Genomic DNA, 26910 nt, shown 5'->3' with positions numbered 1-26910 from the left:
GCATCAATAGCGTGACCGCTCCGAATCACAAAATGAAGCGGCTCAGATCCGCATTCTTGGCGAGGTCGCCGATGTGCTTTTGCACGTAATCCGCATCGAGCCGGACCGTCTCGCCGTTGCGGTCGGGGGCGGTGAAGGAGATCTCGTCCAGCACCCGCTCCATCACGGTCTGCAGCCGCCGGGCGCCGATGTTCTCGACCGTTGAATTGACGGCAACCGCAATGTCGGCCAGCGCATCGATGGCGCTGTCGGTGATGTCGAGCGTCACGCCTTCGGTCTGCATCAGGGCGACATATTGCTTGATCAGCGAGGCCTCGGGCTCGGTCAGGATGCGGCGCATGTCGTCGCGGGTCAGCGCCTGCAATTCGACCCGGATCGGCAGGCGGCCCTGCAATTCCGGCAAGAGGTCGGACGGCTTGGCGACATGGAAGGCGCCGGAGGCGATGAAGAGGATGTGGTCGGTCTTGACCGCGCCGTGCTTGGTCGAGACCGTGGTGCCTTCGATCAGCGGCAGGAGATCGCGCTGCACGCCCTCGCGCGAGACGTCGCCGCCGACGCGGCCGTCGCGGGCGCAGATCTTGTCGATCTCGTCGAGGAACACGATGCCGTTGTTCTCGACCGCGCTGATCGCCTCCAGCGTCAGCTGCTCGGTGTCCAAGAGCTTGTCGGATTCCTCGTTGACGAGGATCTCGTGCGAGCTCTCTACCGTCAGCCGGCGCGTCTTGCTGCGGCCGCCGAGCTTGCCGAAGATGTCGCCGAGCGAGATCGCGCCCATCTGAGCGCCCGGCATGCCCGGGATCTCGAACATCGGCATGCCGCCGCCCGACGACTGCGTCTCGATCTCGATTTCCTTGTCGTTCAGTTCGCCGGCGCGCAGTTTCTTGCGGAAGGATTCCCGTGTCGCCGAGCTCGCATTGGCGCCGACCAGCGCATCCAGCACGCGCTCCTCGGCGGCAAGCTGGGCGCGCGCCTGCACGTCCTTGCGCTTTCGCTCGCGCACCTGCGCGATTGCGACCTCGACGAGATCGCGGATGATCTGCTCGACGTCGCGGCCGACATAGCCGACCTCGGTGAACTTGGTCGCTTCGACCTTCAGGAACGGCGCATTCGCGAGCTTGGCGAGCCGCCGCGCGATCTCGGTCTTGCCGACGCCGGTGGGGCCGATCATCAGGATGTTCTTCGGCAGCACCTCCTCGCGCAAGGAGCCGGTGAGCTGCTGCCGGCGCCAGCGGTTGCGCAGCGCGATCGATACGGCGCGCTTGGCGTCGCCCTGGCCGACGATGAAACGGTCGAGTTCGGAAACGATTTCGCGGGGGGAGAAGTCTGTCATGTCTGATTAGCTAGGGCGGGAGACGGCCAAGGACAAGCCGCATTTTGGGTCAGATGATCGGCGGGCCGGATTGCCATTGCTTCACGGCCTCGATCGGATGGATCAGCATCAGGATATTGAGCGTCAGATTGTCGCGAATGTGGAGCGCCAGCACGATCTCGAAGGCCAGCCCCAGCAGCACGGTCGTGGTGACAGGCAGCGCGCGTGCGGCCAGGAACCCCAAGATCATGGCCAGATTGTCCGAGACCGAATTGAGGATGCTGTCGCCGTAATAATCCAGCGAGATCGTGCCGGCGCGGTAGCGCTCGATGATGAAGGGCGAGTTCTCGACGATCTCCCAGGCGCCTTCGATCAGGATGGCGATGATCAGCCGTGCGGGCCAGGAGAGAGACAGCAAGGGAAACCGCGCGAACAGCAGCCAGGTCAGGCCGTAGAACAGGAAGCCGTGCAGGACGTGTGAGAACGTGTACCAGTCTGCAATCTGCTGAGAATTCTCCGAGCTGTTCACCACGCCGTGCCACAGCTTGATGGTGCCGCAGGCGCAGATCGGCACCCGCCCCATCGCCAGCAGGATCGCGGCCTGCAGCGCCAGCAGCAACAGCGCGATGCCGGCCCAGGCGAGCGGCGGGAATGTGGTCTTGGCGGCGGGGCTTGCGGCGAGCGTCATGGGTCTCGGATCATCAGGAGTGCGGGACCATCGGGCGTGACGATCTCGTGCTGCGGCACGAAGCCAGCTTTCTCATAGGCACGAATCGCGCGCGCATTGGAAGGACTCGGGTCTATCACGATGCGCGGCACACCGCGCGCGAAGAGCTGGTCGATGAAGGCGCGGATGAAAGCGGAGCCGTGGCCGCATCCGAGCATGTCGGCCTCGCCGATGAACTGATCGAGGCCGCGAGTGCCCACGGGCTGCGGGCCGAAGCTGATATGCCAATCGCCGAGCCGGTAGCACTGCAGGTAGGCGAAAGGCCGGCCGTCAAGGCTGACGATGAACTGCGCCAGGTCAGGATGATCGAGGTCGCCGCCGACGAATTCAAGCGTCTCCGGATCATGCCACCATTCGGCAACATGCGGTGCGGCGAGCCAGCGCCGGATCAGCGGCATGTCGGCCGCGGTCATGGGACGGAAGGCGTAGCTTTGCGTCATCTAGCGTCCACAGCGGTGCTGCTCTCCCTCTCCCGCTTGCGGGAGAGGGTTGGGGAGAGGGTGTTTCCGCAATGGGACAATCCCCCAGAGGGAAGAGCCCCCACCCGGCGCTTCGCGCCGACCTCCCCCGCAAGCGGGAGAGGTTGCACCGACCGTGCGGAGAGGCACTCGGACAAATGACCCCTCCGCCCTACCCCGTAGCCAGGCTCTCGATCGTCAGATTCCGGTTGGTGTAGACGCAGATGTCCGCGGCGATGTCCAGGGAGCGGCGGACGATGGTCTCGGCGTCCTTGTCGGTGTCGAGCAGGGCCCGGGCCGCCGCCAGCGCGTAATTGCCGCCGGAGCCGATCGCCATCACGCCGGCCTCGGGTTCGAGCACGTCGCCGGTGCCTGTCAGCACGAGGGAGACGTCCCTGTCAGCCACGATCATCATGGCCTCCAGCCGCCGAAGATAGCGGTCGGTGCGCCAGTCCTTGGCGAGCTCCACCGCCGCCCGGGTCAGCTGCCCCGGATATTGCTCGAGCTTGGATTCGAGCCGCTCGAACAGCGTGAAGGCGTCAGCCGTGGCGCCGGCAAAGCCGCCGATGACGTCGCCCTTGCCGAGCTTGCGGACCTTCTTGGCATTGGACTTGATCACGGTCTGGCCGATCGAGACCTGGCCGTCGCCGCCGACCACCACCTTGCCGCCCTTGCGGACCGTTAGAATCGTGGTGCCGTGCCAGCCCGGCGAGCTGTTCTGGGAGTCCTGCATGAATACCTCACTGTCCGGCCTGATTTAGGCGGTCGGGACGAAGGGCACAACGGGCCGTTCCGGGCCGAATTTCGCTCACCATAGGCAGAAGTAGAGGTCCGGCCGGCCGTTCCCGCAGTAGCGAAGGTGTCATTTGGCTGTTAAGAGACTGGCGTTTTCGGCTCCCTAGCTAGAATGAAAGCCAGCTTTCAATGCGCACCGCGACGATCAAGCGCAAGACCAAGGAAACCGACATCGAGGTCTCCGTGAACCTCGATGGCACCGGCGTGGCCAATATCGCGACCGGCATCGGCTTTTTCGACCATATGCTCGATCTCCTCGCCCGCCATTCCCGCATCGACCTCACGGTCAAGGCGGTGGGCGATCTGCACATTGATTATCACCATACCACCGAGGACACCGGCATCGCGCTTGGCCAGGCGGTCAAGCAGGCGCTCGGCAACATGGCTGGTATCACCCGCTACGCCGGCGTGCACATGCCCATGGACGAGACGCTGACGCGCGTGGTGATCGACATCTCAGGCCGCCCGTTCCTGGTGTTCAAGGCCGACTTCCCCCGGCACAAGATCGGCGAGTTCGACACCGAGCTGGTGCGCGAGTGGTTCCAGGCTTTTGCCATCAACGCCGGCGTGACTCTCCACGTCGAGACCCTATATGGCGATAACAGCCATCATATCGCCGAGTCCTGCTTCAAGGGTCTGGCGCGGGCACTGCGCGCGGCCGTGGCGATCGATCCGAAGGCGGCGGGCGAGATCCCCTCCACCAAGGGCTCGCTCGGCGGCTGACATCTTCCGTCTTGCGGCGAACGCTGCTGGCGGCATCACTGATTTTCGAGAACGGGGCATCACCCATGCCTGTCTACACAGTTCACGCTCCCTCACCCGCAGGAGCCGATCCGCGCGCGTCCGACAAGTTCGTGTTCGTGCGCGACGGCTTCCATTTCTGGGCGATGATCTTCGGTCCGTTCTGGCTGCTGTGGAATCGGCTGTGGCTGGCGCTGATCGGCTATCTGATCTTCCTGGTTGCGTTCAACGCGGGGCTGTCGAGTCTCGGCGTCGGGCGCTCCTCTATCTTTTTCGCCGATTGCATCGTCGCGCTGCTGATGGGCCTCGAAGCCTCGAGCCTGCGCCGCTGGACCTTGTCGCGCGGCAAGTGGCGGCAGCTCGACATCGTCGTCGCCGACGACAGCGATACTGCGGAGCGCCGCTTCTTCGAGCGCTGGAGCCAGAAGCAGAACGGTAGCGCTGGCGATCAACGGGCCGTCGACCGCGGCGGCCCGCCGCCGACCCGGAATGTGCCGGGTCAGCCATTCTCGAACCCGCCGCCGATTCCGGCCGGCGGCATCATTGGGTTGTTTCCAGAACCGGGAGGATCAAGGTGAGCGTCGCCATCATCGATTACGGTTCCGGCAATCTGCATTCCGCCGCGAAAGCCTTCGAGCGCGCCGCGCGCAGCCTGGAGAGCCCGCAAAAGGTCTTTGTTACCAGCGATCCGGACCAGGCTTACGAGGCCGATCGCCTGGTGCTGCCCGGCGTCGGCGCCTTTGCCGATTGCCGGCGCGGGCTCGATGCCGTCAACGGCATGGTCGAGGCCATCACCGAAGCGGTGCGCGTCAAGGCGCGGCCGTTCTTCGGCATCTGCGTCGGCATGCAGCTGATGGCGAGCCGCGGCAAGGAACACGTCGTCACCGAGGGCTTGAACTGGATCGGCGGCGACGTCGAGAAGATCACGCCGCGCGATGAAAGCCTGAAGATCCCGCACATGGGCTGGAATACGCTGGACCTGCTGCAGGAGCATCCGGTGCTGAACAAGCTGCCGCTCGGTCCCAAGGGCCAGCACGCTTATTTCGTGCACTCCTACCATCTCAACGCCGCCAGCGAGGCGGACGTGCTTGCGCGCGCCGATTACGGGGGGCCCGTCACGGCGATCGTCGGCAAGGACACCGCCATCGGCACGCAATTCCACCCCGAGAAGAGCCAGCGCTTCGGGCTGGCCCTGATCTCGAACTTCTTGCGATGGAAACCGTGATTCTCTTTCCCGCGATCGACCTCAAGAACGGCCAGTGCGTGCGCCTCGAGCAAGGCGACATGGCGCGCGCGACCGTGTTCAATCTCAATCCGGCCGCACAGGCGCAGAGCTTTGCCGAGCAGGGGTTTGAGTTTCTTCACGTCGTCGACCTCGATGGTGCCTTCGCCGGCAAGCCGGTGAATGCTGACGCCGTCGAGGCGATGCTGAAGACGATCGAGATCCCGGTCCAGCTCGGCGGCGGCATTCGGGATCTCGCGACCGTCGAAGCCTGGCTCGACAAGGGCATCACCCGCGTCATCATCGGCACCGCCGCGGTGCGCGATCCCGAGCTGGTGAAGTCCGCCGCGAAGACATTCCCCGGCCGCGTCGCGGTCGGGCTCGACGCGCGCGACGGCAAGGTCGCGGTCGAGGGCTGGGCCGAGACGTCGCAGGTCACGGTGCTCGAGATCGCCAAGCGCTTCGAGGATGCCGGCGTTGCCGCCATCATCTTCACTGACATCGCGCGCGACGGCTTGCTCAAGGGCTTGAACTTAGAGGCGACCATCGCGCTGGCCGATGCCATTTCGATTCCCGTGATCGCCTCCGGCGGCCTCGCCTCGATCGAGGACGTGAAAGCCATGCTGACGCCGCGCGCGAAGAAGCTCGCCGGCGCGATTGCCGGGCGCGCGCTCTATGACGGCCGGCTCGATCCCGCCGCCGCCCTCACCTTGATCCGCGACGCGCGCAGGAGCTGACCCATGTTCAAGGTGCGCGTGATCCCCTGCCTCGATGTCAAGGACGGCCGCGTCGTCAAGGGCGTCAACTTCGTCGATCTCAGGGATGCCGGCGATCCCGTCGAGGCCGCCATCGCCTATGACGCCGCCGGCGCCGACGAGCTCACCTTCCTCGACATCACCGCGACCCACGAGAACCGCGGCATCATGCTGGACGTGGTCCGGCGCACGGCGGAAGCCTGCTTCATGCCTGTCACCGTCGGCGGCGGCGTGCGCGAGGTCAACGACATCAAGACGCTGCTGCGCGCCGGCGCCGACAAGGTCTCGATTAACAGCGCCGCGGTGTCGCGGCGCGAATTCGTCAAGGAAGCCGCTGAAAAATTCGGCGAGCAGTGCGTGGTGGTCGCGATCGATGCCAAGCGCGTCAAGCGTCCGGGCGGCGACCGCTGGGAGATCTTTACCCATGGCGGGCGCAACTCGACCGGCATCGACGCGATCGAATACGCGCAGGAGGTGGTTTCGCTCGGCGCCGGTGAAATCCTGCTCACCTCGATGGACCGCGACGGCACAAGGCAGGGATTCGATATTCCGCTGACCCGCGCGATCGCCGACAGCGTTCCCGTCCCCGTGATCGCCTCGGGCGGCGTCGGCAATCTCGACCATCTCGTCGACGGTATCCGCGACGGGCACGCCACCGCGGTGCTCGCGGCTTCGATCTTCCATTTCGGGGAATTCACCATTCGTGAGGCCAAGGAGCACATGGCGCGGCGTGGGCTGCCGATGCGCCTGGATGCCTGACGACTCCGGTTCGTAACGATGCTAACATTGGCGGACGGGGATGGCCGCCGTGGCCAAATCTGTTGCCAAGCTTGCTTTCAAGCGTGTTTCCGAGTGAGTCCGATGCCGCGTTTCACGATCCATGATCTGGCCGAAACCATCGACGTCCGCGCAGCGTCCGGCGGCGAAGCATCCTATACCCGCAAGCTGCTCGACAAAGGCCCCGAGCATTGCGCCAAGAAGTTCGGCGAGGAAGCAGTCGAAACCGTAATCGCTGCAGTCGAAAACGATCGCGCGCATCTGATCGCTGAAAGTGCCGACCTGCTCTATCATTTCCTTGTGCTGCTGAAGGCGCGCGGCATAAAGCTGGAAGAGGTCGAGGCCGCGCTGGACAAGCGGACCTCGATGTCGGGGCTGGAAGAGAAGGCGTCGCGCAAGGGCGGCTAGGCAAGGGCGAATAGATCGCAACGGAAAGGCGGCGTCATGGATATCCGCGCACCCGAGCAGCAGTACAATCCCTACCGCGTTTATACGCGTGAGGAATGGGCGCGACTGCGCGACGATACGCCGATGACGCTCGAGCCGGGCGAGTTCGACCGGCTGCGTTCGCTGCACGATCGCCTCGACCTGCAGGAGGTCGAAGACATTTATCTGCCGCTGTCGCGCCTGTTGTCGATCTACGTCGATGCCATGCAGCGGCTGTATTACGCCGAGCGCCAGTTCCTCAACATCAGGGACCGCAAGGTGCCCTACATCATCGGCGTCGCCGGCTCGGTGGCGGTCGGGAAATCCACCACGGCACGCGTGCTCCAGGCCCTCTTGGCGCGCTGGTCGCCGCGGCCGAAAGTCGAGCTGATCACCACGGACGGATTTCTCTATCCCAATGCGGTGCTCGAGCGGCACGGCATCATGCAGAAGAAGGGTTTTCCGGAGAGCTACGATCTGCCGATGCTGCTCAACTTCCTCTCCGACATCAAGGCCGGCCGCCGCCACGTCCGTGCGCCGGTCTATTCGCATCTGACCTACGACATCGTGCCGAACCAATGGGCCGAGATCGACCAGCCCGACATCCTGATCGTCGAAGGCGTCAACGTGCTGCAGACCGGCAAGCTGCCGCGCGACGGCAAGGCGGTGCCGGTGGTTTCCGACTTCTTCGATTTCTCGGTCTATATCGACGCCGACGAGGCGGCGCTGCGGCAATGGTACATCAAGCGCTTCCTGGCGCTGCGCGACACCGCATTCACCAATCCAAAATCCTACTTCAACCGCTATGCTCTGTTGTCGGACGAGGAAGCCACCGCGACCGCGATCGCGATCTGGGAGCGTACCAACCTCGCCAATCTCGAGGACAACATCCTGCCGACCCGGCCCCGTGCGACGCTGATCCTCAAGAAGGGCGCCGACCACACGGTGGAGAGCGTGGCGCTCAGGCGGCTGTAATCGCCTTGGTGCCCGGGCCCTGCCCATTCGCGCAGAGTATCTTTTGATGCAGACCAACGATGGGTATTCCGCTATTCCTTGGAAAACGGCGGGGGCACACCATGGTTGATCGTCTCAGGAGCGCTGCGGAGCAGCTGGAAGCTCCGGTCTGCCCGGACTGCCATGTCGAGATGAAGTGGTTCCGCTCGGAATTGCTCACGGACGAGCCGACCCCGGTCATCGCGCATCTCTTCGTGTGCCCCCATTGCAAGCGCGCCGCGCAGGCAAATACCGTCTTCCGGGGAGGCCAGACGACGCCGGACAAGCTGTCTGCACCGCGCTTTATTGTCTCTGCTGCATGAGATTGCGCAGAGGCCGGATCGCCCGCTCCAGGCTCGGCATGACGATCATTTCGGGGCCCCCTGTTTCGACTTCGAGACGACGAAGATGTGCCACGTCGTCAGAAACATTGCAGCGACGAGCGGGCCGATCACGAACCCGTTCGCTCCGAACGTCGCAAGGCCGCCCAGCGTGGCGAGCAGCACGATATAGCTCGGCATCTGGATCGACTGGCCGACCAGGATCGGGCGGAGAAAATTGTCCGCAAGGCCGATCACGAAGGTGCCGAAAGCGAGCAGGATGAGTCCCTTCGTGACCGAACCTGCCACAAGCAGGTAAAGCGCAACCGGAACCCAGACCAGCGCGGAGCCGAGCACCGGCAGCAGCGAGAGCAGCGCCATCAGCGCGCCCGCCAGCAGCGGCGCGGTGAGGCCGAGCAGCCAGAAGATGAGCCCGCCGAGTGCTCCCTGTATCAACGCGACGAGAACGATCCCCTTGATCGTTCCACGAACCGCCAGGGTGAAGACATCGAGAATTTCCGCGGTATGGTTCGGGCTCAGCGGGAGCGCCTCGCGAATGCGGGCATTGAGCTCGTCACCGTCGCGCAGCAGGAAGAACAGCAGGTACAGCATCACGAGCAGGCTTGCGACGAACTCCAGCGTCACCTGACCGATGTTGATCGCATGCCCGGCCAGCTGTTGTCCGGCAGGGACGACCAGACCCGACAGGCGTTCCCTCAGGGCCGAAAAATCGATGCCGGCCAGGCGGTCTCCGAGCGACACAGCCCAGGCGGGCAGCGCGGATTTCAGCTGCTGCAGGGGATGAGAGAGGCTGATCTCCCCGCTCTGAACGCGCTGATACAGCTCCCCGCCCTGGTCGATCAGCGACGCGATGATGACCGCCACGGGGATCAGGACCATGACGACCACCACGATGACGGTGACGAGGGCGGCAAGGTTGTGCTTTTCGGGCACGGATCTCAGCACCCGCCGATAGAACGGGGCGAAGATGATGGCCAGCAGCGTGGCCCACAACACGGCACCGGAGAACGGCCAAAGCACCCAGACGAACGCGACGGAGATCGCGCCAAGCAGGATGAGGAATGAACGGTTCTCCGATGTTCTCACGTGTTCGCCAGCTCTTCGCTCGTTCGCCAGATGATGTCCGTAGCACAACATCGTGGCGGAGCGGCAGGTCCTTACCTGCCCGCTTTCGCGATCCAATCCGCAAGCGTGATGCGCCCTGCGAAGGTGGCGGGACCCGAGCTGCCGGCCTTGTAGACGAAGGCCTCGCCTTCCCCGACGTTGCCGGCGTCCTTGCCGAAGGCATCGGCGATGTTGGTCTTGTGGGTGACCAGGACGGTGTTGGTGCCGGACTGCGGCGGCGCATCGACGAGCTGACGCACGGCCTGCCCGGCCCTGGCATTGGCGCCGGTCGGGTTTGCCATTCCCGATGCGCTGGCGTTGCTGCTGTCGGTCAGAGCATCGACCGGCTTGACCTCACGGCCGGAGATCAGCTTGCCGGCCTCGACCGCGCGGTTCAGCCGGCTGGTGTAGACGTCGCCGATGGGGATCGCGAGGTCCTTGATCGCCGTCCCGATCTGGCGCGCCGCGTCCCTGCCCTTCTCGCTGAGCTGACGCTGGGCACTCATGTCGTCGAACTTGAAGGGATAGACATCCTTCTGGCTGTCGTCAGTCGCGGTGTGTCGGAAGATCAGGACGTAGCCGCCCTGCTTGAGCGACGAGATGAGGTCCGGTGTGTCGGCGGCTGCGTGGCGGGAGATTCCAGCCAGGAGAACAATCAGGGCGAGGCGGCAAAGCACGTTCATGCGCAAATCCTTTGGTTGCAAAATGCCCCCGGCGGGATCGTGACGCGCAACGCGCTCGATTTCAATTGCGATCGTCAGACGAGATCAGGTTCCCGTGAGATCCAGAACCGTCTGGTGCCGGGACGCAGCAAGGCCCGCCAGCGCCTCCTCGAGCTTCTCACGGTCGACCGGCTTGATCAGAAATCCGTTCATGCCTGCCTCGAAGCAGGCATAACGATCCTCCACCAGCGTGTTGGCGGTGAGCGCCAGGATCGGCGTCTGGGAATCGCCCAGCGCGGCCTCGTGCGCGCGGATGCGCTTTGTCGCCTCGATGCCGTCGAGCTGCGGCATCTGGATGTCCATCAGCACGAGATCGTAGGGCGTGCCGGCCGATGAGGCGGCGAGCCAGGATTCCAGCGCGGCCTCGCCTTGGACGGCAATGACGACGCGGTGGCCGAGCTTGGTCAGCAGCGAGCGCATCAGCAAGGCGTTGATCTCGTTGTCCTCGGCAACGAGGATCGACAGGCCTTTCACCGGCGCGGGGCCGGCGGAGGCCGGCGGCGGCTCCGGCGCGAGATCGGGCGAGGCGACCTCCGGCGTCAAAGCGAGGCGTGCGGCAAGCGAGGCCGCGCGCAGCGGCTTCACCAGAAAGCCGGTGAAGGCCGCCGACAGCTTCTCGTGCCGCGAGCTCGACGTCAGCAGCACGAGGCGCTGCAAGGCATGCGCGCGGGCGGCCTCACCGAGCTGATCGGCCGCGGCGGGGCCGATCGCCCGATCGATCAGCACCGCGTGCCAGGAGCGTTCCGGCAGCAATGCTTCGGCGACCGCCGCATCTGCAACCAGGCAGGTCTGGCTGCCCCAGCGTTCGAGCCGCCGCGCGATGAGCGAGGCTTCGATGCCGTTGGCGACGAGGAGCATCGACTTGCCGGTGAGGTCGGGACTCGGAAAGGCGGTCTGCCCGGCGCCGCCTTGCGACGGCGTAAGCGGCACCGCGACCTCGAAGGTCGAGCCCCTGCCCGGCTCGCTCGTGAGCGTGATCCGGCCGCCCATGCGCTTGACGATGCGCTCGCTGATGGCGAGGCCAAGTCCGGTGCCGCCATAGGTGCGGGCGACGCGCTCGTCGGCCTGCTCGAATTCGCGGAAGATGCGCTGCTGGGCTTCGGCTGCGATGCCGATGCCGGTGTCGCGAACCAGGAAGCTGATCTCGTTCGGCCAGATGCCGGGCTCGACGATCAGTGCCACGCCGCCGCTGCTCGTGAACTTGATGGCGTTGCCGGCGAGGTTGAGCAGCACCTGGCGCAGCCGCGCGGCGTCGCCGACCACTTCGAGCGGCAGGCGCTCGTCGACATAGGCGGCGATCTCGAGCGACTTCGCCTGCGCGCGCGGCGCGAGTAGCTCGGTGATCTCTTCGACCAGGGTCGAGAGCGCGAAGGGACGTTGATCGAGGTCGAGCTTGCCGGCCTCGATCTTGGAATAGTCGAGCAGCTCCTCGATTAGCGCCATCAAGGCTTCGCCCGAGGTTTTCACCGCCCTGGCATAGGTCGCCTGCTCCGGCGTCAGATCGGTGTCGAGCAACAGGCCGCCCATACCGATGATGCCGTTCAGGGGGGTGCGGATCTCGTGCGAGGCCATCGCCAGGAAGCGCGACTTGGCGCGGTTGGCGGCGTCGGCCTGGTCGCGCGCGTCGGACAATGCGCGCTCGGTCTCGGTGCGGTCGGTGACGTCGCGTCCGACGCTCTGCAACTCGGCGGGCTGGCCGGCATCGAGGCGGACATAGCCCTCGCGCCAGGCGATCCAGCGCGCGCCGAGCGGGGTTGCGATCTTCTGGTCGTGGATGCGCGTGCCGCTGCTCTCGCGGGCACTGTCGCCCTGCTCCAGCACGTCGAAATCGAATCGCGTGCCGACCAGCGCGCTGCGCGCCTGTCCCGCGAGCGCGCAATAGGCCTCGTTGGCAAAGGTGATGCGGCCGTCGGTAGCGCGCAGCACGATGAGGTCGCCCTGCTGCTCGAACAGGCTGCGGGCGCGCTCTTCCGCTTCCTTCAGCTCCCAATTGCGGTCGATCAAGGCTTCGTTGTGGGAGGCGAGCGTCCGCAGCCGCTTATTGACGAAGCGCAGACGCATGCTCAGCGTCGCAAGGCCGAGGCAGGCGAGCGCGAACAGGAAGCTGGCGCCGATCGCAAAGGTGTGGGGATCGTAGCCGGAATTGTCGGACCGGCTGCCGGAGACGAAACCATAGGCGCCGCCGAACGTCGCCGAGAAGATCATGAAGGAGCGGATCGCGAAAGCGAGCCTCGGATGCCGTCGCCTGAAACGACGCATGCGCACCTTGATCCGGAACGTCCGACCCATCGCAACCGACCCTTGCCTGAAACCCCGCCGCCGCGTGCGACGATGGCCCGCCGACCTTGCGAACAAATTGCGGCGGTGGCGCCGCCTCCGAACAGGGTTGACGAGACGTTAACGGGTCAGAGCATGATCCGGACCCGAAGGGCCGCGTTAGCGAAAAGTTTGCAGCGGTTTTCCGATCAGATCATGCTCAAACACAAAGCTCTAAAGCGATGCCGCCTGGAAGCGGCCATGGCCGCCGCGGGCGCCGACGATCAGCGCCGCCGCCTCGCGCGGCGAGAACGTCTTTGAGCGCACGTAGATGCGGTAATCCGCCGGTCCTTCGCTGGAGAGATAGACCACCTGGCCGCCGTCGACCGGCTGCGCGGCGATCGAGACGAGACGCGTCGAAGGGCTGGCCTGGCAGGTGTCAGGCTCGGAGCCGAGGCCGTCGTCGACCACGGCAAAATCCGCGGCGTCGGCATCCTCGGTGATCTGAACCCGCACCGTTGCCCGCGCGGGATCGTCGGTGAAGGCGACATGCACACCGGCGGTCCAGAACAGCGAGGTGAGCTCGACCGATGTGTCGCCCAACGCGATGCAGGGATGCGACACCGATCCGATCTCGGCGCGGGCGAACACCGCAGCCGCCAACAGGGGAACAGCCGAGGCCAGGAACTTGAAACGCAACATGACGCTCTACTCGCTAGGCCCCGGGAACTCACAACCGAAACGCGTCGGGCCTTATGGTTTGCAGAGCGTAAAGGAAAGTCGTTACCGCCGGGTTGATGCGCGGAATGATCAAGCCAGCTGGCGCACATCCTCCGCGAGTGCGCGGTACGACAGCGCTTCGGCGAGGTGCAGCCGGCCGATCTTGTCGGCATGGTCGAGGTCGGCCAGCGTTCGCGCCACCCGCAGCACGCGGTGATAGCCGCGCGCCGACAGGCGCATGGTCTCCGCGGCGTCGCGCAGCAGCTTGGCGCCTTGCGCATCCGGCTTTGCGATCTCCTCCAGCACGGAGGCGGGGGCTTCAGCATTGGTGCGGACATGGGGCAGGCCTGCATCCGCATAGCGCGCCAGCTGGATGTCGCGCGCCGCCGCCACGCGGGCGGCGACCTCGGCCGATCCTTCCGACGGCGGCGGCAGGATCAGGTCGGCGGCCGTCACCGCCGGCACCTCGATGCGCAGATCGATGCGGTCCATCAGCGGACCGGAGATGCGCGCCTGGTAATCGCCGGTGCAGCGGTCGATGCGGCCGCGCTTGCAGGCATAGCCGGGCTCAAACGCATTGCCGCAGCGGCAGGGATTCATCGCCGCGACCAGCATGAAGCGGGCAGGGTAGGTGACGCGATGATTGGCGCGCGACACCGCGACCTCGCCGTTCTCCAGCGGCTGGCGCAGCGAATCCAGCACGCGCGGATCGAACTCCGGCAATTCGTCGAGGAACAGCACGCCCTGATGTGCCAGCGAGATCTCGCCGGGCTTGGCGCGCGCGCCGCCGCCGGTGAGCGCGGCCATGCTGGCGGAATGGTGCGGCGAGCGGAACGGGCGCCGCGCCGTCAGCGCGCCGCCTTCGATCTCGCCGGCGACCGAGGCGATCATGGAGACCTCGAGCAGCTCGCTCGGTGACAGCGGCGGCAGGATCGAGGGCAGGCGCGCGGCCAGCATCGATTTGCCCGCGCCCGGCGCGCCGATCATGAGCAGGTGGTGCCCGCCGGCGGCCGCGATCTCCAGCGCGCGCTTGGCGCTTTCCTGGCCCTTGATGTCGCGCAGGTCGAGCGTCGATGCGGCGGCCTCATGCACCTTCGGCGTCGGCCGCGACAGCACCTGGGTGCCCTTGAAATGGTTGGCGATCTGGATCAGCGAGTGTGCGGCAATGATCTGGATGTCCGGGCTCGCCCACGCCGCTTCAGAGCCGCAGGACGCCGGGCAGATCAGACCTTCCTCGCGCATATTGGCGCCGATCGCGGCGGGAAGGACGCCGGCCACCGGCGCGATCGAGCCGTCGAGGCCGAGCTCGCCGAGCACGGTGAAGCCGGTCAGCGCATCCGGCGGGATGGCGCCGATCGCGGCCATCAGCCCGAGCGCGATCGGCAGGTCGTAATGGCTGCCCTCCTTCGGGAGGTCCGCCGGAGCCAGATTGACGATGATCCGCCGCGCCGGAAGCGCCAGCCCCGAGGCGATCAGCGCCGAGCGCACCCGCTCGCGCGCCTCCGACACCGCCTTGTCCGGCAGGCCGACGATGGCAAAGGCCGGCAGGCCGGGCGCGACCTGCACCTGCACGTCGACCGCACGGGCCTCGATCCCCTCAAAGGCGACGGTAGAAACCCGCTGAACCATGCCGAACCAGCCTGCCCATTGCTGCAATTAGGGGTAGCAGAGCGCGGCCGTTTCCGCAAGAACAATACGGGAACAATCGCTTGGCGGCCGGTCAAATCCTAACCAATCGTAAACGCAGCCCAGACACTACGTCTCGAATGCCGCCTTCTCTCCTCAGCACATTCCAACGAATGTCCGCTACTCCTAGGGCTGCGGGATGGGCCGTGGTCTAACGGGTGAACAGTTCAAATGCTTGCAAATCGCCGGAGAAGCGAACGTCGGGTGTGCAGCCGCCTCGCCAAGATCCATTTTGGCGCGGGCTCGCTGCCGCGGGATTGCACGATCACGGACATTTCGGATGGCGGCGTGAAAGTGGTGGCGGAATTTCTGGAAGTGCCGCCGCAATTCACCATCATCTTCGCGCCTGATTATTCCCGCCAATGCCGCCTGCGCTGGCGCATCGGCTGCGAATTCGGCGCCGAGTTCGTCGACTGAACCTCAACAGGCGCGCCTCCTTAACGGGACTTTAGCGTTAATGGGTAAGCATCTCTGATCAGTTGCCGAGTGATCAGAGTATGCCCAAGCGTTCGTTCCTCGCCTTATCCCCGGCGGGATATCTGTGTTCCGCCGTCCTGATCCTCGCCCTCGGCGGCTGTCAGACGGCCGGCATCGACGACGTCACCGGTGCGCTCGGCGGCAAGCGGGAGTCCGCCGCCAAGCTTGACGGCAAGTCCGACAGCAAGGCCGACCCCACGCCGGAGATGGACGCACTTCGCGAGCGTTATCGCGCCAAGCCGAGCGATCCCGCCATTGCTCTCGAATACGGCAAGGCGCTGCGTGGCAGCGGCCAGCGCGCGCAGGCGGTCGCAGTGCTGGAGCAGGCCGTGCTCGCCCGTCCCGGCAACAAGGCGCTGCTCGCCGGCTACGGCCGCGCCCTCGCCGACAACGGCAATTTCCAGCAGGCCTTCGACGTCCTCGGCCGGGCGCATTCGCCCGAGGATCCCGATTGGCGCATCCTGTCGGCGCAAGGGGCTGTGCTCGATCAGCTCGGCCGCAACGAGGAAGCCCAGCAATATTACGCCGCGGCGTTGAAGATCGTGCCGAACGAGCCGACCGTGCTGTCCAATCTCGGCCTGTCCTACATGCTGCAAAATAATCTCTCGAAGGCCGAACAGGTGCTCGGCCGCGCCCATCAGCGCAATCAGAACGATGCGCGGGTCCGCGCCAATCTGGCGCTCGTGCTGGGATTGCAGGGTCGCGAGGCCGAGGCCGAAATCCTCGTCAAGGCAGATCTGCCGCCGGACCAGGGCGCGGCCAAGGTCGCGGCGCTGAAGCAGCTGCTGGCGAAAAAGCAGCAGCGGGCGGACAGGTAGTCCGCCCTAGAGCATGATCCGGACCCGAAGGGCCGCGTCAGCGCAAAGTGTGAAGCGGTTTTCCCTCGCGACAAACGCGGAAGGCGTTTGCGCGGAGATCATGCTCAAATAAGCCGCGCCTACGACGCCTTGCGATGCGGGGCCGAGCTGCGCCCCGACTTGCCCTTCAGCTTCTTCAAAAGCGGCTCGAGCAGCGAGCGCTTCGGCTTCTTCACCTCGCCGCGGCCGGCGAGGCGGTTCGCCATATTCTGGAACAGAACGGTGGTGCGGTGGGTCCTGGAGACCTCCGCGATCATCTGGCCGTTATTGGCCGCGGTCGAGAACAGTTTCGAATCGAACGGGATCACCGCGATCGGCTGGCTCTCCATGGTCTTGGCGAAGGCCTTGACCTCGATCTCCGCACGCTTGTGCATGCCGACCTGGTTGAGGCAGTACAGCGGCGGCCGGTCGTTCGGTCGCGCCGCCTTCAGCACGCTCAGCATGTTCTTGGTGTTGCGCAAGTTAGCGAGATCGGGCTCGGCCACGATCACGATGTCGTCGGCATTCACCAGCGCGCGCCGGGTCCAGCCGGACCATTGATGGGGCACGTCGAGCACGATGCAGGGCGTCGTCATGCGCAGCGTGTCGAACACGGCATCGAAGGCTTCGGCACCGAAATCGTAGACGCGGTCGAGCGTGGCGGGCGCCGCCAGGAGGCTGAGGCGATCGGTGCATTTGGCGAGCAGGCGCTCCATCAGCGCCGTGTCCGGCCGGTCCTGCGACAGCACCGCGTTGGCGATGCCCTGCACCGGATCCTGGTTGTAGTCGAGGCCCGCGGTGCCGAAGGCGAGGTCGAGATCGATCACGACGGAATCGAGCGAGAGATCGCGGGCGATGGTCCAGGCCAAATTATGCGCGACGGTGGACGCGCCGACGCCGCCCTTGGCGCCGACCACGGCGATGACGCGGCCGGTGATGATGGCTTCCGAGGCCGAGAACAGGCTGCAGATCGAGCGGACCACGTCGATGGTTTCGACCGGGCCGACCACGTAGTCGTTGACGCCGCGGCGCACCAGCTCGCGATAGGGCGCGGTGTCGCTGGGGCTGCCGATCACGACCACGCGTGTGCCGGGATCGCAGACGCCGGCGAGGTCGTCCAGTCCTTCGAGGATGTCGCGCGTGCCGTCGGACTCGATGACGATCACGTTCGGCGTCGGCATCGATTCATAGGCTTCGATCGCCGCGGCGAGGCCGCCGTCCTTGGCGCTGAGATGGGCCTTGGCGAGCCGGCGATCCTGGCCAGCCGCCGTCACCGCCTTGAGCGTCTGCTCGGTCTCGCAGAAGGCTTGCACCGAAATGCGAGGAACCGGCGCGATGTGTTCCTCGGGGTGCTGCGGATCGTCCGCGTCTTCGTCGTGGATGCCTGTCATTTGGCGGTATCGCTGAGTTTGGCCTTGTCGGATTCGGGATAGGTGGTCGTCGTCGTCGTGCCCTTGCGATAGCGATCGAACGCGATGTCGCGCCGTGCGGTATAGGCGGGCGTCTCGGCGCGCGGTTGCTCGAGGTCAGCCGGGTTGTCGATCATCGCGGCGAGATTGCGCTGGCTGGCGCAGCCCAGATTGAAATAGGGGCGGTTCTCGGTGTAGCCGGGGTTGAGGATGTTGGGGCCGACATCTTCGGGCCACAGCCCGCAGGGGCCGGCGACGGCGGTGATCTTGGAATAGCTCAGGCGGATGGTGGGCAGCAGCCCCGGATCCTCAGGGCGATAGGGCCGCTGGGCGATGGCGCGCGACGGCACGCCGCCGGACGTGAGCACCGAGCGGATCTCCTGATAGGTTGCGGCAGCCGCGCGCGAATTGGCGGTGTCGACCGGCACATCGACGACGACCGAGCCGGTGCCTTCGCGCATCCAGTCCCGCGCGATGCCCGCGACGTCCGAATGCTGCGCAGCCGAGAGGCCGCCTCTGCTCTTGCCGACGAAGATCACGATCGACTTCTTGCCTTCCTGCACCGCAATCGGATGGCGCTGGCGATAATCGGTCGGCACCGTCTGGGTGACGATCTCGGTGGTGTTGCAGGCGCCGAGCATGACGGAGAGGCCCGTCAGTGCCAGCGCGAGCCGCAAATTGCGACGTCGATCGGCTGATGTTGTCCTCATCCCCTGATCCCTCCTGCCCCTGCCTTGCCCGGTCCCCAAACCGTTCGTCTCAGTCGATGATGAAGCCGAAATCGCCCGGCGTGCCGGCCACCGGATCGACACGGCTCGCGATGCCATAGAGGCGGTTGACCCTGCCGAGTAGCGCCCTCTGTGCGTCCGAGACCGGCGCGAAGCCGTCGTCGGGCCGCGACAATTCCTTCTGGGCAACCGCGCGCACCACGTAAGGCGTCACGATCACCATCAGCTCGGTCTCGTTGTTGACGAAGTCCTGGCTGCGGAACAGCGCGCCGATGATCGGCACTTGGTCGACACCAGGCAGTCCGTTGATCGCCTGCTTGGTCTGCTGCTGGATCAGGCCGGCCATCGCCATCGAGCCGCCCGAGGGAATTTCCAGCGTCGTTTCGGCGCGGCGGGTCTGGATCGATGGAATGGTGATCGAGTTGGTCGAGGACCCGGTCACGGCCTGCGTTAACGTGATCGAGTTGGTGTTCGACAGCTCCGAGACCTCGGTCATCACGCGCAGGCTGATGCGGCCTTCGCTGAGCACGACCGGGGTGAAGTTCAGGGAGATGCCGAACTTCTTGTAGGTGACCTGGGTGGTACAGACGTGAGTGACGGGATCGCAGGCGTAGCCCCCGGGAATCGGGAATTCGCCGCCGGCGATGAAAGTGGCGGATTCGCCCGAGATCGCGGTCAGACTCGGTTCGGCCAGGGTCCGCATGACGCCGGCGCTTTCCATTGCCCGCATCGTGGCGTTGACGGTGGCGACACCCTTGGCGAGGCCGGTGACGCCGAGCCCATTACTGCTGACGATCGGTCCGCCAGAGACCGAGAATGGGTTGGAATTGTTGAAATTCACCACCGCCGTGCCGGCATTCAGGCTGGCGCTGAGATCGACGCCGAGCTGCTTGACGATGTCGCGGCGGACTTCGCCGACCACGACCTTGAGCATGACCTGGTCGCGGCCGCGCACGACGATGTTGTTGACGACCTTGTCCGCGCCGCCGACCAGCTTTGCGGCAACGTCGCCGGCCTGCTGGGCCTCGACCGGGCTCGACACCGAGCCGGTCAGCATCACGCTGTCGCCGACGCCCTCGATCTGCACGCCCGGCAGCGACTGGCGCAGTGCCGAACGCATGCCGTTGAGGTCGCGCTTCACCGCGATGTCATAGGAGGCGACCTGCTGGCCATCGGCCGCGAAGAACACGACGTTGGTCTGGCCGACCTGGCCGCCGATGATATAGGCGCGCTGGGCCGAGCGGATCACCGCATTGGCGATCTTGGGATCGGCCACCAGCACGTCCTTGACCTCGCGCGGCAGGTCGATGACGACGGACTTGCCGATGCCGAGCGACAGAAAGCGCGACCGCGCCGGTGCGATAGTCCCAACCGACGATAAGCCGAGATCCGACGCCTGCATCGGCGCCTGGTCGCCGACCGGCGCCTCCGCAGCACTGAGGACGCCGGAAGCCGCGAGCAGCCCCAGCACCAACATCGTCCCCGCCAGAACCGAGCGCACGCGCTTCCCCCGAATGCGCAAGCCCGTCCGATCACCCCCGTAGTTCATGCTGTCCCCATCACTTCTGTGACGTCAGTTGCCGTGCCTGGACGCCGTAACGGATTACGTTCACGCCGCCCGGGCGCTTGATCGCCTGGTCCTCGGGCGTGCCGTCGACTGCGTTGGCATCGACGATGCTGCGCAGCGCGAGTGTCAGAGTGCCGCCCTGCCGTGCGGCCGAAAGCGTGGCGATCTGGTCGGGCCGCAGCTCGAGCGTGACGGTCTTGCCGACCACCGCGTTCTGGCCCTCCTTTTCCTTCGGGGCCTGGTCGATCGCGAGCACACGGATGTTGGTGAGAATGACCTCGGACAGGATGAGGTCGTTGCCGCCGGTCGGGCCGTTGGTGTTGCCGCCGTCCGGATTCTTCAGCCGGCGGGTCAGGACGATGTCGACGCGGTCATTCGGCAGGATGAAGCCGCCGGCGCCGGTTTCGGCTGAAATCTCGGTGGAGACGGCACGCATCCCGGACGGCAGGATCGCGGCCATGAAGCCGGAGCCTTCGGCCTTGACCAGCTTCTGCTCGCGGATCGGCTCGCCCTGCATCAACGGCACGCGCGCGATCGAGCCCGCGATCTGGGTCGGTGCCTCGGGCCTGCTGTCGCGGCGGATGAAGGCGCTGCTGGCGGTTGCCGCGGGCCAGGCCTGCCATTGCAGGTCCTCGGGCTTGACGGCCTGGCCGAGCTGGATGTCGTTCTTGGCGATAAGGACCTCGACCGTCGGCAGCTTCTCGGCGACGGGCAGGACGGCCGCGGGCGGATTCTGATAGCCGCTCGCCAGATATGCAGCGACGCCGCCGGCGCCGAGAGCGATGACGAGAACGACAATGCGTGCGGTATTCATACGCTTCTACTCTTACGCGGGGCACTCGAACCGCACCTGGCGTGTTCCCCCGCATCGATGAGTAGGCAGCAAAAGTATAAGGGGTGTTGCGAGGCCGAACGTGATCGCCGGCCGCGATGCTGGTTTTCGGCAGATGGTGAACGCGGCGTTATTGGGTCGGCCAACAGCCCCGTAGTTTCACCTACGCGGGCACGTACGTTCGCACGGCGCGCGCGGCGTCATGGTGAATACGTCGTTAGCATCCCGGACTTCGCTAACGCTCCATCCGGGCCGCGCAGAGCTCTACTTCTTCCGCTTCGCTTCGATCACGTCCCAGATCTTCGCCGCGACATCCGGGCCGCCGAGCCGTGCGATGGCGCGGATGCCGGTCGGTGAGGTCACGTTGATCTCGGTGAGATTGCCGTTGATGACGTCGATGCCGACGAACAGCAGGCCGCGCTCGCGCAGCGCCGGGCCGACCGTGGCGCAGATCTCGCGCTCGCGCGGGGTGAGCTCCGTCTCCTGCGCCGCGCCGCCGCGCACCATGTTGGAGCGGAGGTCGTCGGCGGCCGGCACGCGGTTCACCGCGCCGGCGAACTCGCCGTCGACCAGGATGATGCGCTTGTCGCCGTGCTTCACCTCGGGGATGAATTGCTGGATCACCCAGGGCTCCCTGAACGTCACCGAGAACATGTCGAACAGCGAGCCGAAATTCATGTCCTGCGGCATCACGCGGAATACCGCCGCGCCGCCATGGCCGTGCAGCGGCTTCATGACCACCGCGCCGTACTTGTCGCGGAACGCGTTGATCTCATCGAGGTCGCGCGAGATCAGCGTCGGCGGCATCAGCTGCGGAAAATTCATCACGAACAGCTTTTCCGGCGCGTTGCGCACCGAGGCGGGATCGTTGACGACCAGCGTCTTCGGATGGATGCGCTCCAGGAAATGCGTCGAGGTGATGTAGGCGAGGTCGAACGGCGGATCCTGGCGCAGCAGCACCACGTCGAACCCGTTCAGCGCCTCGCGCCTGGGCTCGCCGAGGGTGAAATGGTCGCCGGGCTCGTCGCGCACGGTCAGGAGCTGAACCGGCGCGACCAGCTCCTCGCCGACCATCGAGAGCTTGTCGGGCGTGTAATAAGACAGGCCATGGCCGCGCTTCTGCGCCTCCAAGAGCAGCGCGAAGGTGGAATCGCCCTTGATGTTGATGCGGGCGATGGGGTCCATCTGGACGGCGACGTTCAGTTTCATGGGCTGCCTTTCAGGTCGAGGCGTCGAATGCCGCCAACAGATGGCGCGGAAGCGAGCGCGGCGCAATCAGCATGGCGTCGAATCGCAATTCGAATTCGGCATGCTCGGGATGCGCTGCGAGCCAGCCTTGGGCGGCGTCGATGATGCGCTGCTGCTGGCGCGGCGTCACGGCGAAAGCGGCCTCGTCCAGCGTGGCGCGGGCCTTGACCTCGACGAAGGCGATCAGGTTGCGGCGCCGCGCCACGATGTCGATCTCGCCATGCGGGGTGCGGTAACGTTTGGCGAGAATGCGGTAGCCCTTGGCCATGAGGTAGGCGGCGGCGCGGCTCTCCGCGGAAATACCGGTCTGGAACGCCGCGACGCGCTCGGGCGACGCGACCTTCGGTTCCGCAGGAATCTCAGTCTTCGCCATCGCTGCCCCGCGAGTCCTTTGCGAGCTCGAGCGCGCGGGCATAGACCTCGCGGCGCGGACGGCCCGACAACGCGACCGCGTGCGCCACGGCATCCTTGACGCTGTGCGCGGCAAGCTGCTCGCGCAACAGACCATCGAGCGCGTCCGATGTCAGAACCTCGGCGTCGGCCGCGGGCGGAGCGATCACCAGCACGAATTCGCCGCGTGTCTCCAGCGTTGCAGCCTCGCGCGCCAGCTCGCTCAGCGTTGCGCGCGAAATCTCCTCATGCAGCTTGGTCAGCTCGCGGCAGATCGCGGCCTCGCGCGGCCCCATGATCTCGGCAAGATCGGCCAGCGTATCCTGCACGCGGTTGCCTGACTCGAACATCACCAGCGTCGCGTCAATGCGGGCGAGCTCGGTGAGACGGCTGCGCCGCGCGGCTGATTTCGCCGGCAAGAAGCCTTCGAAGAAGAAGCGGTCGGTCGGCAGCGCGGCGACCGACAGCGCGGCCAGCACCGAGGACGGGCCGGGCAGCGCATACACCGCATGGCCGGCGGCGCAGACCTCGCGCACCAGCTTGAAGCCGGGATCGGAGATCAGCGGCGTGCCGGCGTCCGACACCAGCGCGACCGAGCCGCCTTGCCCGAGGGCTTCGAGGATTTTGGGCCGCGCGGCCTCCGCATTGTGCTCGTGATATGGCTTGAGCTGGGCCGTGATCGCATAGCGCTCGGTCAGGCGGCGCGTGATGCGGGTGTCCTCGCACGCGATGACATCGACGCCGGCGAGCGTCTGCAGCGCCCGCAGGGTGATGTCGCCGAGATTGCCGATCGGGGTCGCGACCAGATGGAGGCCCGGCGCGGCCTTCGGCGCCGCGAGCCGATGGGCATCGATGGAGAAACCGCGCGAGGCGGCGTCTTGAGCTTCAGGCGTATTTATCGGGGCCGGCTTTGCGCGCATAATGGAGCCAACTTAGGCACGATCGCTAAGGCTGGGAACCGGCTCGCCGAAAAAGATCGTGCCCAAAGATCGTATCCAGGTGAGGGGCGAGGAACGGACGGGAATGTGATCGGTCGAGATCGCGCCGGGAGGCAGGAGGGGCCCTCGCGCCATATTCGCGACGGAAACGCCGCCTTGATGAGTGAATGAGTGACGGCGAAGAGCTGCCGGGACGGGATTGCGGCCGCGTTAAGCGGTTGTTATCCTTTTGTTTTGGTTAACTATTTGCCGACACACTGCCTGAATCCGCGGCCCCCGTCGCGGAAAGCAATGTCGTGATCAGCCGGCGACGGCGGGTCGGAAGAGAAGCTGCCATGGTCGGCCCGCGTCATCCAAAGTCTCACCTTCCGGGATCCCCATCGCCAGGGGCGACCCGGCGGACTGCGCTCGGCCTGTTGCTCGGCGCGCCCGTGCTGTCGGCCTGCGCCGGCGTGCAGCAAAGCCTCAGCCAGTTCTCCAACCCGTTCTCGAGCTCCGCGCCGCCGGCCCAGCCGGCAGGACCGCAGCAGCAGGCGACGACCGCCGGCACCGGCGGCGTGAAGGTCGGCCTGATCCTGCCGCTCTCCGCGGCCGGCAATGCCGGGCTCGCCGCGCAATCGATGCGCAACGCCGCCGAGATGGCGCTGGCCGAGTTCCAGAACCCGAACATCCAGCTCCTGATCAAGGACGACAATGGCAGCCCGCAAGGCGCGCAGGCCGGCGCGCAGCAGGCGGTCGACGAGGGTGCCGAGATCATCCTCGGGCCGCTGTTCGCGCAATCGGTGCCGGCGGTGGCGCAGGTCGCGCGCACGCGCGGCATTTCCGTCATCGCCTTCTCGACCGATTCCAGCATCGCCGGACGCGGCGTCTATCTGCTCTCGTTCCTGCCGGAGTCCGACGTCAACCGCATCGTCGAATATTCCGCCGGCATCGGAAAGCGCTCCGTCGCGGTGCTGGTGCCCGACAACGCCTATGGCAATGTCGTCGAGGCCGCGGTGAAGGCGGCGGTGCCGCGGCGCGGCGGGCGCATCGTTGCGTTCGAGAAATACGGTGCCGATCGCGCCACGCCCGCGCGCACCGTGGCGCAGCAGCTCGGCAGTGCGGACGCGCTATTCATTGCCGATGACGGCGATGCCGTCGTGTCAGTGGCGGATGCGATGACGGCCGCGGGCGCGAACCTGCGCAACATCCAGCTGCTCGGCACCGGCCTGTGGGACAATCCGCGCGTCTATGCCAGCGCCGCGCTGCAGGGCGGCCTTTACGCCGCGCCCGATCCGGCCGGCTTCCGCGCCTTCTCCGGCCGCTACCGCACGAAATACGGCGCCGAGCCGATCCGCACCGCGACCCTTTCCTATGACGCGGTCGCGCTCGTTGCCGCGCTGGCGCGCACGCAAGGCGGCCAGCGCTTCTCCTCCGACGTGCTCACCAACCCCTCAGGCTTCGCCGGCATCGACGGCCTGTTCCGCTTCCGTGCTGATGGCACGAATGAACGCGGACTTGCCGTGATGAAGGTGACGCAAGGCGGCGGCGTTGCGGTGGCGGGCTCGCCGAAGAGCTTTGGGGCGTAATGGTTTCGTAGCCCGGATGGAGCGCAGCGCAATCCGGGTTCTGTCCACGCGGTGAGACCGTCCCGGATTGCGCTACGCTCCATCCGGGCTACGAGATCCGCTAAGCCGCCAAATCCGCGACCACGGCATCCAGCACCGGAAAACCGCTGCTGGTCACGCGCAGCCGTCCCGTCGCATCCACGGTGATCGCGCCTTCCTCGCGCAAGAGCGCGATGCGGCGGGGGTCGAGCGGGCGGCCGGCGAGGGCCTTGTAGCGTTCGGGATCGATGCCTTCGGCGAGCCGCAATCCCATCAGCAGGAATTCGTCGGCGCGTTCCTCGCTGTTGAGGAGCTCGTCGCTGACGACACCGTCGCCGTTGGTCTCGACCCGCATCAGCCAGGCCTCGGGACGCTTCTCGGTGGCGGTGGCGTGGCGCACGCCGTCGATGTCGAGACGGCCATGTGCGCCGGGGCCGATGCCGGCATATTCCTCGCCGCGCCAGTACACCAGATTGTGCCGGCATTCGGCACCGCGCCGCGCGTGATTGGAGATCTCGTAGGCGGGCAGCCCGAGCTTGTCGCAGGTCTCCTGCGTGACGTCGTAGAGCGCGCGGGCGATCGCTTCGTCCGGCGTCTTCAGCTTGCCGGCCTGGTGCAGGCCGAAGAAGGGCGTGCCTTCCTCGATCGTCAATTGATAGAGCGACAGATGCTCGGCCGCTTCATCGATGGCGTGCCGCAGCTCGCCCGCCCACATCGCCGGCGTCTGGTCGGGGCGGGCGTAGATCAGGTCGAACGAATAGCGGTCGAACGCGCGGCGCGCGATGGCGACGGCATCGAGCGCTTCGCGCGCGCTGTGCATGCGGCCGAGCGCTTTGAGCGAGGCGTCATCGAGCGCCTGCACGCCGAGCGAGACGCGGTTGACGCCGGCGATGCGATAACCGGCAAAGCGCGTGGCTTCGACGCTGGTCGGGTTCGCTTCCAGAGTCACCTCGACGTCGCCTGCGACGGACCAGTGCTTGCCGATCGCGTCTAACACCGCGCCGACGGTGGCGGGCTGCATCAGTGACGGCGTGCCGCCGCCGAGGAAGATCGAGGTGACCTCGCGGCCGGGCGCGCGCTCGGCGGTCGTTGCGATCTCTCGCGCGAAGGCGGCGGCGAAGCGCGTCTCGTCGATCGCGGCATGGCGGACATGGCTGTTGAAGTCGCAATAGGGGCACTTCGACAGGCAGAACGGCCAGTGCACATAGACGCCAAACGCATCCTTGTTAGCGCGGCTCAAGGCAGATCTCCGCCAGTTTCCGAAAAGCGCGGGCGCGGTGCGACAGGCCGAGGCCAAGTGGCGGCAGGCCGTGCTTCTCGATGCTGGTCATCTCGCCGAAGGTGCGGCTGTGCCCGTCCGGCAGGAACATCGGGTCGTAGCCGAAGCCGGCCGTGCCGCGCGGTGGCCAGATCAGCGTGCCGTCGACGCGCGCCTCGACCTCCTCGCGATGATCGTCGGGCCAGGCCACGCAAAGCGCGGAGACGAAGTGGGCCTTGCGCTTGTCCGGCGTGGTGGCGCCGCGCTCCTGCAGCAGGCGCTCGATCTGCGCCATCGCCGCGTTGAAATCCTTGGTCGGGCCGGCCCAGCGCGCGCTGTAGATTCCCGGCGCACCGTCGAGTGCGTCGACGACGATGCCGGAATCGTCGGCGAAGGAGGGCAGCTTGGTCGCCTCCGCCGCGGCGATCGCCTTGATCGCGGCGTTGCTGCGGAAATCGTTGCCGGTTTCCTCGGGCTCGTCTAGGCCGAGCTCGCCGGCCGACACCGCCTCGATCCCGTACGGCGCGAGCAGCTCCCTCATCTCGGCGAGCTTGCCGGGATTGTGGGTGGCGATGACGAGCTTGTCGGTGATTCGGCGGTGCATGGGCT

General features: G+C 66.1%; 29 protein-coding genes. 11 read left to right on the top strand and 18 right to left on the bottom strand.

The annotated features are described in order from the left end of the window. Positions 1-25: 25 nt before the first annotated feature. The 4 genes from hslU to hslV all read right to left on the bottom strand — a co-directional run bounded on the left by hslU (position 26) and on the right by hslV (position 3227). On the bottom strand, positions 26-1330 hold the full coding sequence (gene hslU, locus I6F12_RS28070) for an ATP-dependent protease ATPase subunit HslU (protein WP_036003145.1): 1305 nt from the start codon (positions 1328-1330) through the stop codon (positions 26-28). 49 nt (positions 1331-1379) lie between these two features. Then, on the bottom strand, positions 1380-1997 hold the full coding sequence (locus I6F12_RS28065; protein ID WP_225157697.1) for a DUF2585 domain-containing protein: 618 nt from the start codon (positions 1995-1997) through the stop codon (positions 1380-1382). Further along, entirely contained in the window at positions 1994-2476 is a 483-nt protein-coding gene (locus tag I6F12_RS28060) for a GNAT family N-acetyltransferase (RefSeq protein ID WP_109141961.1), read from the bottom strand. Before I6F12_RS28060 ends, I6F12_RS28065 begins: the two co-directional genes overlap by 4 nt. A 190-nt stretch (positions 2477-2666) precedes the next feature. Beyond that, entirely contained in the window at positions 2667-3227 is a 561-nt protein-coding gene (gene hslV, locus I6F12_RS28055; protein WP_036003154.1) for an ATP-dependent protease subunit HslV, read from the bottom strand. Positions 3228-3418: 191 nt separating this feature from the next. Between hslV and hisB the strand changes: the two genes are divergently transcribed. From hisB to I6F12_RS28015, 8 genes are all read left to right on the top strand, one after another. Then, the gene (gene hisB, locus I6F12_RS28050; RefSeq protein WP_036003156.1) at positions 3419-4012 is read left to right on the top strand and encodes an imidazoleglycerol-phosphate dehydratase HisB; all 594 of its coding nucleotides are present in this window, start codon (positions 3419-3421) and stop codon (positions 4010-4012) included. Positions 4013-4077: 65 nt separating this feature from the next. After that, positions 4078-4608, top strand: coding sequence for a DUF2628 domain-containing protein (locus I6F12_RS28045; protein ID WP_225157696.1), 531 nt, complete (start codon positions 4078-4080; stop codon positions 4606-4608). Then, positions 4605-5255: an imidazole glycerol phosphate synthase subunit HisH gene (hisH, locus tag I6F12_RS28040; protein WP_036003163.1), complete on the top strand. Its 651-nt coding sequence runs from the start codon at positions 4605-4607 to the stop codon at positions 5253-5255. Before I6F12_RS28045 ends, hisH begins: the two co-directional genes overlap by 4 nt. Further along, on the top strand, positions 5252-5989 hold the full coding sequence (gene hisA / locus I6F12_RS28035) for a 1-(5-phosphoribosyl)-5-[(5-phosphoribosylamino)methylideneamino]imidazole-4-carboxamide isomerase (RefSeq protein ID WP_225148196.1): 738 nt from the start codon (positions 5252-5254) through the stop codon (positions 5987-5989). Before hisH ends, hisA begins: the two co-directional genes overlap by 4 nt. Before the next feature lie 3 nt (positions 5990-5992). Then, a complete protein-coding gene (gene hisF / locus I6F12_RS28030; protein ID WP_018646048.1) occupies positions 5993-6766 on the top strand; it encodes an imidazole glycerol phosphate synthase subunit HisF in 774 nt (257 codons plus the stop codon). Positions 6767-6868: 102 nt separating this feature from the next. After that, complete coding sequence (locus I6F12_RS28025) at positions 6869-7192, top strand: phosphoribosyl-ATP diphosphatase (RefSeq protein WP_036003183.1); 324 nt, start codon at positions 6869-6871, stop codon at positions 7190-7192. A gap of 36 nt (positions 7193-7228) precedes the next feature. Further along, positions 7229-8185 (top strand): type I pantothenate kinase, encoded by a 957-nt coding sequence (gene coaA, locus I6F12_RS28020; protein ID WP_036003185.1) that lies wholly within the window; start codon positions 7229-7231, stop codon positions 8183-8185. Between the two features lie 101 nt (positions 8186-8286). Continuing rightward, positions 8287-8526, top strand: a complete 240-nt coding sequence (locus I6F12_RS28015) for a hypothetical protein (RefSeq protein WP_036003274.1) — start codon at positions 8287-8289, stop codon at positions 8524-8526. Between the two features lie 45 nt (positions 8527-8571). Here I6F12_RS28015 and I6F12_RS28010 read toward each other — a convergent pair whose 3' ends face one another. From I6F12_RS28010 to I6F12_RS27990, 5 genes are all read right to left on the bottom strand, one after another. Further along, positions 8572-9630, bottom strand: coding sequence for an AI-2E family transporter (locus tag I6F12_RS28010; protein WP_036003187.1), 1059 nt, complete (start codon positions 9628-9630; stop codon positions 8572-8574). 71 nt (positions 9631-9701) lie between these two features. After that, positions 9702-10331, bottom strand: a complete 630-nt coding sequence (locus I6F12_RS28005) for a histidine phosphatase family protein (RefSeq protein ID WP_225157695.1) — start codon at positions 10329-10331, stop codon at positions 9702-9704. An 84-nt stretch (positions 10332-10415) separates the two neighbouring features. Next, complete coding sequence (locus I6F12_RS28000) at positions 10416-12659, bottom strand: PAS domain-containing hybrid sensor histidine kinase/response regulator (protein WP_225157694.1); 2244 nt, start codon at positions 12657-12659, stop codon at positions 10416-10418. Between the two features lie 201 nt (positions 12660-12860). Next, positions 12861-13328, bottom strand: a complete 468-nt coding sequence (locus tag I6F12_RS27995; protein WP_036003195.1) for a hypothetical protein — start codon at positions 13326-13328, stop codon at positions 12861-12863. Positions 13329-13436: 108 nt separating this feature from the next. After that, positions 13437-14975 (bottom strand): YifB family Mg chelatase-like AAA ATPase, encoded by a 1539-nt coding sequence (locus tag I6F12_RS27990; protein ID WP_225157693.1) that lies wholly within the window; start codon positions 14973-14975, stop codon positions 13437-13439. 228 nt (positions 14976-15203) lie between these two features. Between I6F12_RS27990 and I6F12_RS27985 the strand changes: the two genes are divergently transcribed. Further along, positions 15204-15449: a PilZ domain-containing protein gene (locus I6F12_RS27985; RefSeq protein ID WP_018644993.1), complete on the top strand. Its 246-nt coding sequence runs from the start codon at positions 15204-15206 to the stop codon at positions 15447-15449. 80 nt (positions 15450-15529) lie between these two features. After that, positions 15530-16327 carry a tetratricopeptide repeat protein gene (locus I6F12_RS27980; protein WP_225113141.1) on the top strand — a complete coding sequence of 266 codons (798 nt, stop codon included), beginning with the start codon at positions 15530-15532 and terminating at the stop codon, positions 16325-16327. Between the two features lie 119 nt (positions 16328-16446). On the opposite strand, the gene I6F12_RS27975 is transcribed toward I6F12_RS27980, so the two are convergent. From I6F12_RS27975 to rsmI, 7 genes are all read right to left on the bottom strand, one after another. Then, entirely contained in the window at positions 16447-17736 is a 1290-nt protein-coding gene (locus I6F12_RS27975; RefSeq protein WP_036003204.1) for an AAA family ATPase, read from the bottom strand. After that, a complete protein-coding gene (locus tag I6F12_RS27970) occupies positions 17733-18464 on the bottom strand; it encodes a CpaD family pilus assembly protein (RefSeq protein WP_225157692.1) in 732 nt (243 codons plus the stop codon). The genes I6F12_RS27975 and I6F12_RS27970 overlap by 4 nt, the downstream gene beginning before the upstream one ends. A gap of 49 nt (positions 18465-18513) precedes the next feature. Further along, a complete protein-coding gene (locus I6F12_RS27965) occupies positions 18514-20031 on the bottom strand; it encodes a type II and III secretion system protein family protein (protein WP_225157691.1) in 1518 nt (505 codons plus the stop codon). Positions 20032-20041: 10 nt separating this feature from the next. After that, on the bottom strand, positions 20042-20863 hold the full coding sequence (gene cpaB, locus I6F12_RS27960; RefSeq protein WP_036024324.1) for a Flp pilus assembly protein CpaB: 822 nt from the start codon (positions 20861-20863) through the stop codon (positions 20042-20044). A gap of 282 nt (positions 20864-21145) precedes the next feature. Next, positions 21146-22090 (bottom strand): glutathione synthase, encoded by a 945-nt coding sequence (gshB, locus tag I6F12_RS27955; RefSeq protein ID WP_036024326.1) that lies wholly within the window; start codon positions 22088-22090, stop codon positions 21146-21148. 10 nt (positions 22091-22100) lie between these two features. Beyond that, entirely contained in the window at positions 22101-22502 is a 402-nt protein-coding gene (locus I6F12_RS27950; protein ID WP_036045010.1) for a YraN family protein, read from the bottom strand. Then, complete coding sequence (gene rsmI, locus I6F12_RS27945; RefSeq protein WP_225157690.1) at positions 22489-23439, bottom strand: 16S rRNA (cytidine(1402)-2'-O)-methyltransferase; 951 nt, start codon at positions 23437-23439, stop codon at positions 22489-22491. Before rsmI ends, I6F12_RS27950 begins: the two co-directional genes overlap by 14 nt. Before the next feature lie 353 nt (positions 23440-23792). Here rsmI and I6F12_RS27940 point away from each other — a divergent pair, with 353 nt between their 5' ends. Continuing rightward, on the top strand, positions 23793-25025 hold the full coding sequence (locus I6F12_RS27940) for a penicillin-binding protein activator (protein ID WP_051056860.1): 1233 nt from the start codon (positions 23793-23795) through the stop codon (positions 25023-25025). 100 nt (positions 25026-25125) lie between these two features. Here I6F12_RS27940 and hemW read toward each other — a convergent pair whose 3' ends face one another. Then, a complete protein-coding gene (hemW, locus tag I6F12_RS27935; RefSeq protein WP_225157689.1) occupies positions 25126-26283 on the bottom strand; it encodes a radical SAM family heme chaperone HemW in 1158 nt (385 codons plus the stop codon). Continuing rightward, positions 26270-26905: an RdgB/HAM1 family non-canonical purine NTP pyrophosphatase gene (rdgB, locus tag I6F12_RS27930; RefSeq protein WP_036003228.1), complete on the bottom strand. Its 636-nt coding sequence runs from the start codon at positions 26903-26905 to the stop codon at positions 26270-26272. The genes hemW and rdgB overlap by 14 nt, the downstream gene beginning before the upstream one ends. Positions 26906-26910: the final 5 nt, after the last annotated feature.

It is taken from the genome of Bradyrhizobium sp. IC4059 (assembly GCF_020193615.1).
GTDB classification, from domain to species: Bacteria; Pseudomonadota; Alphaproteobacteria; order Rhizobiales; family Xanthobacteraceae; genus Bradyrhizobium; species Bradyrhizobium yuanmingense.
The sequence above is the reverse complement of the archived record's forward strand: the minus strand, read 5'-3'. Positions and strand labels throughout refer to the sequence as shown.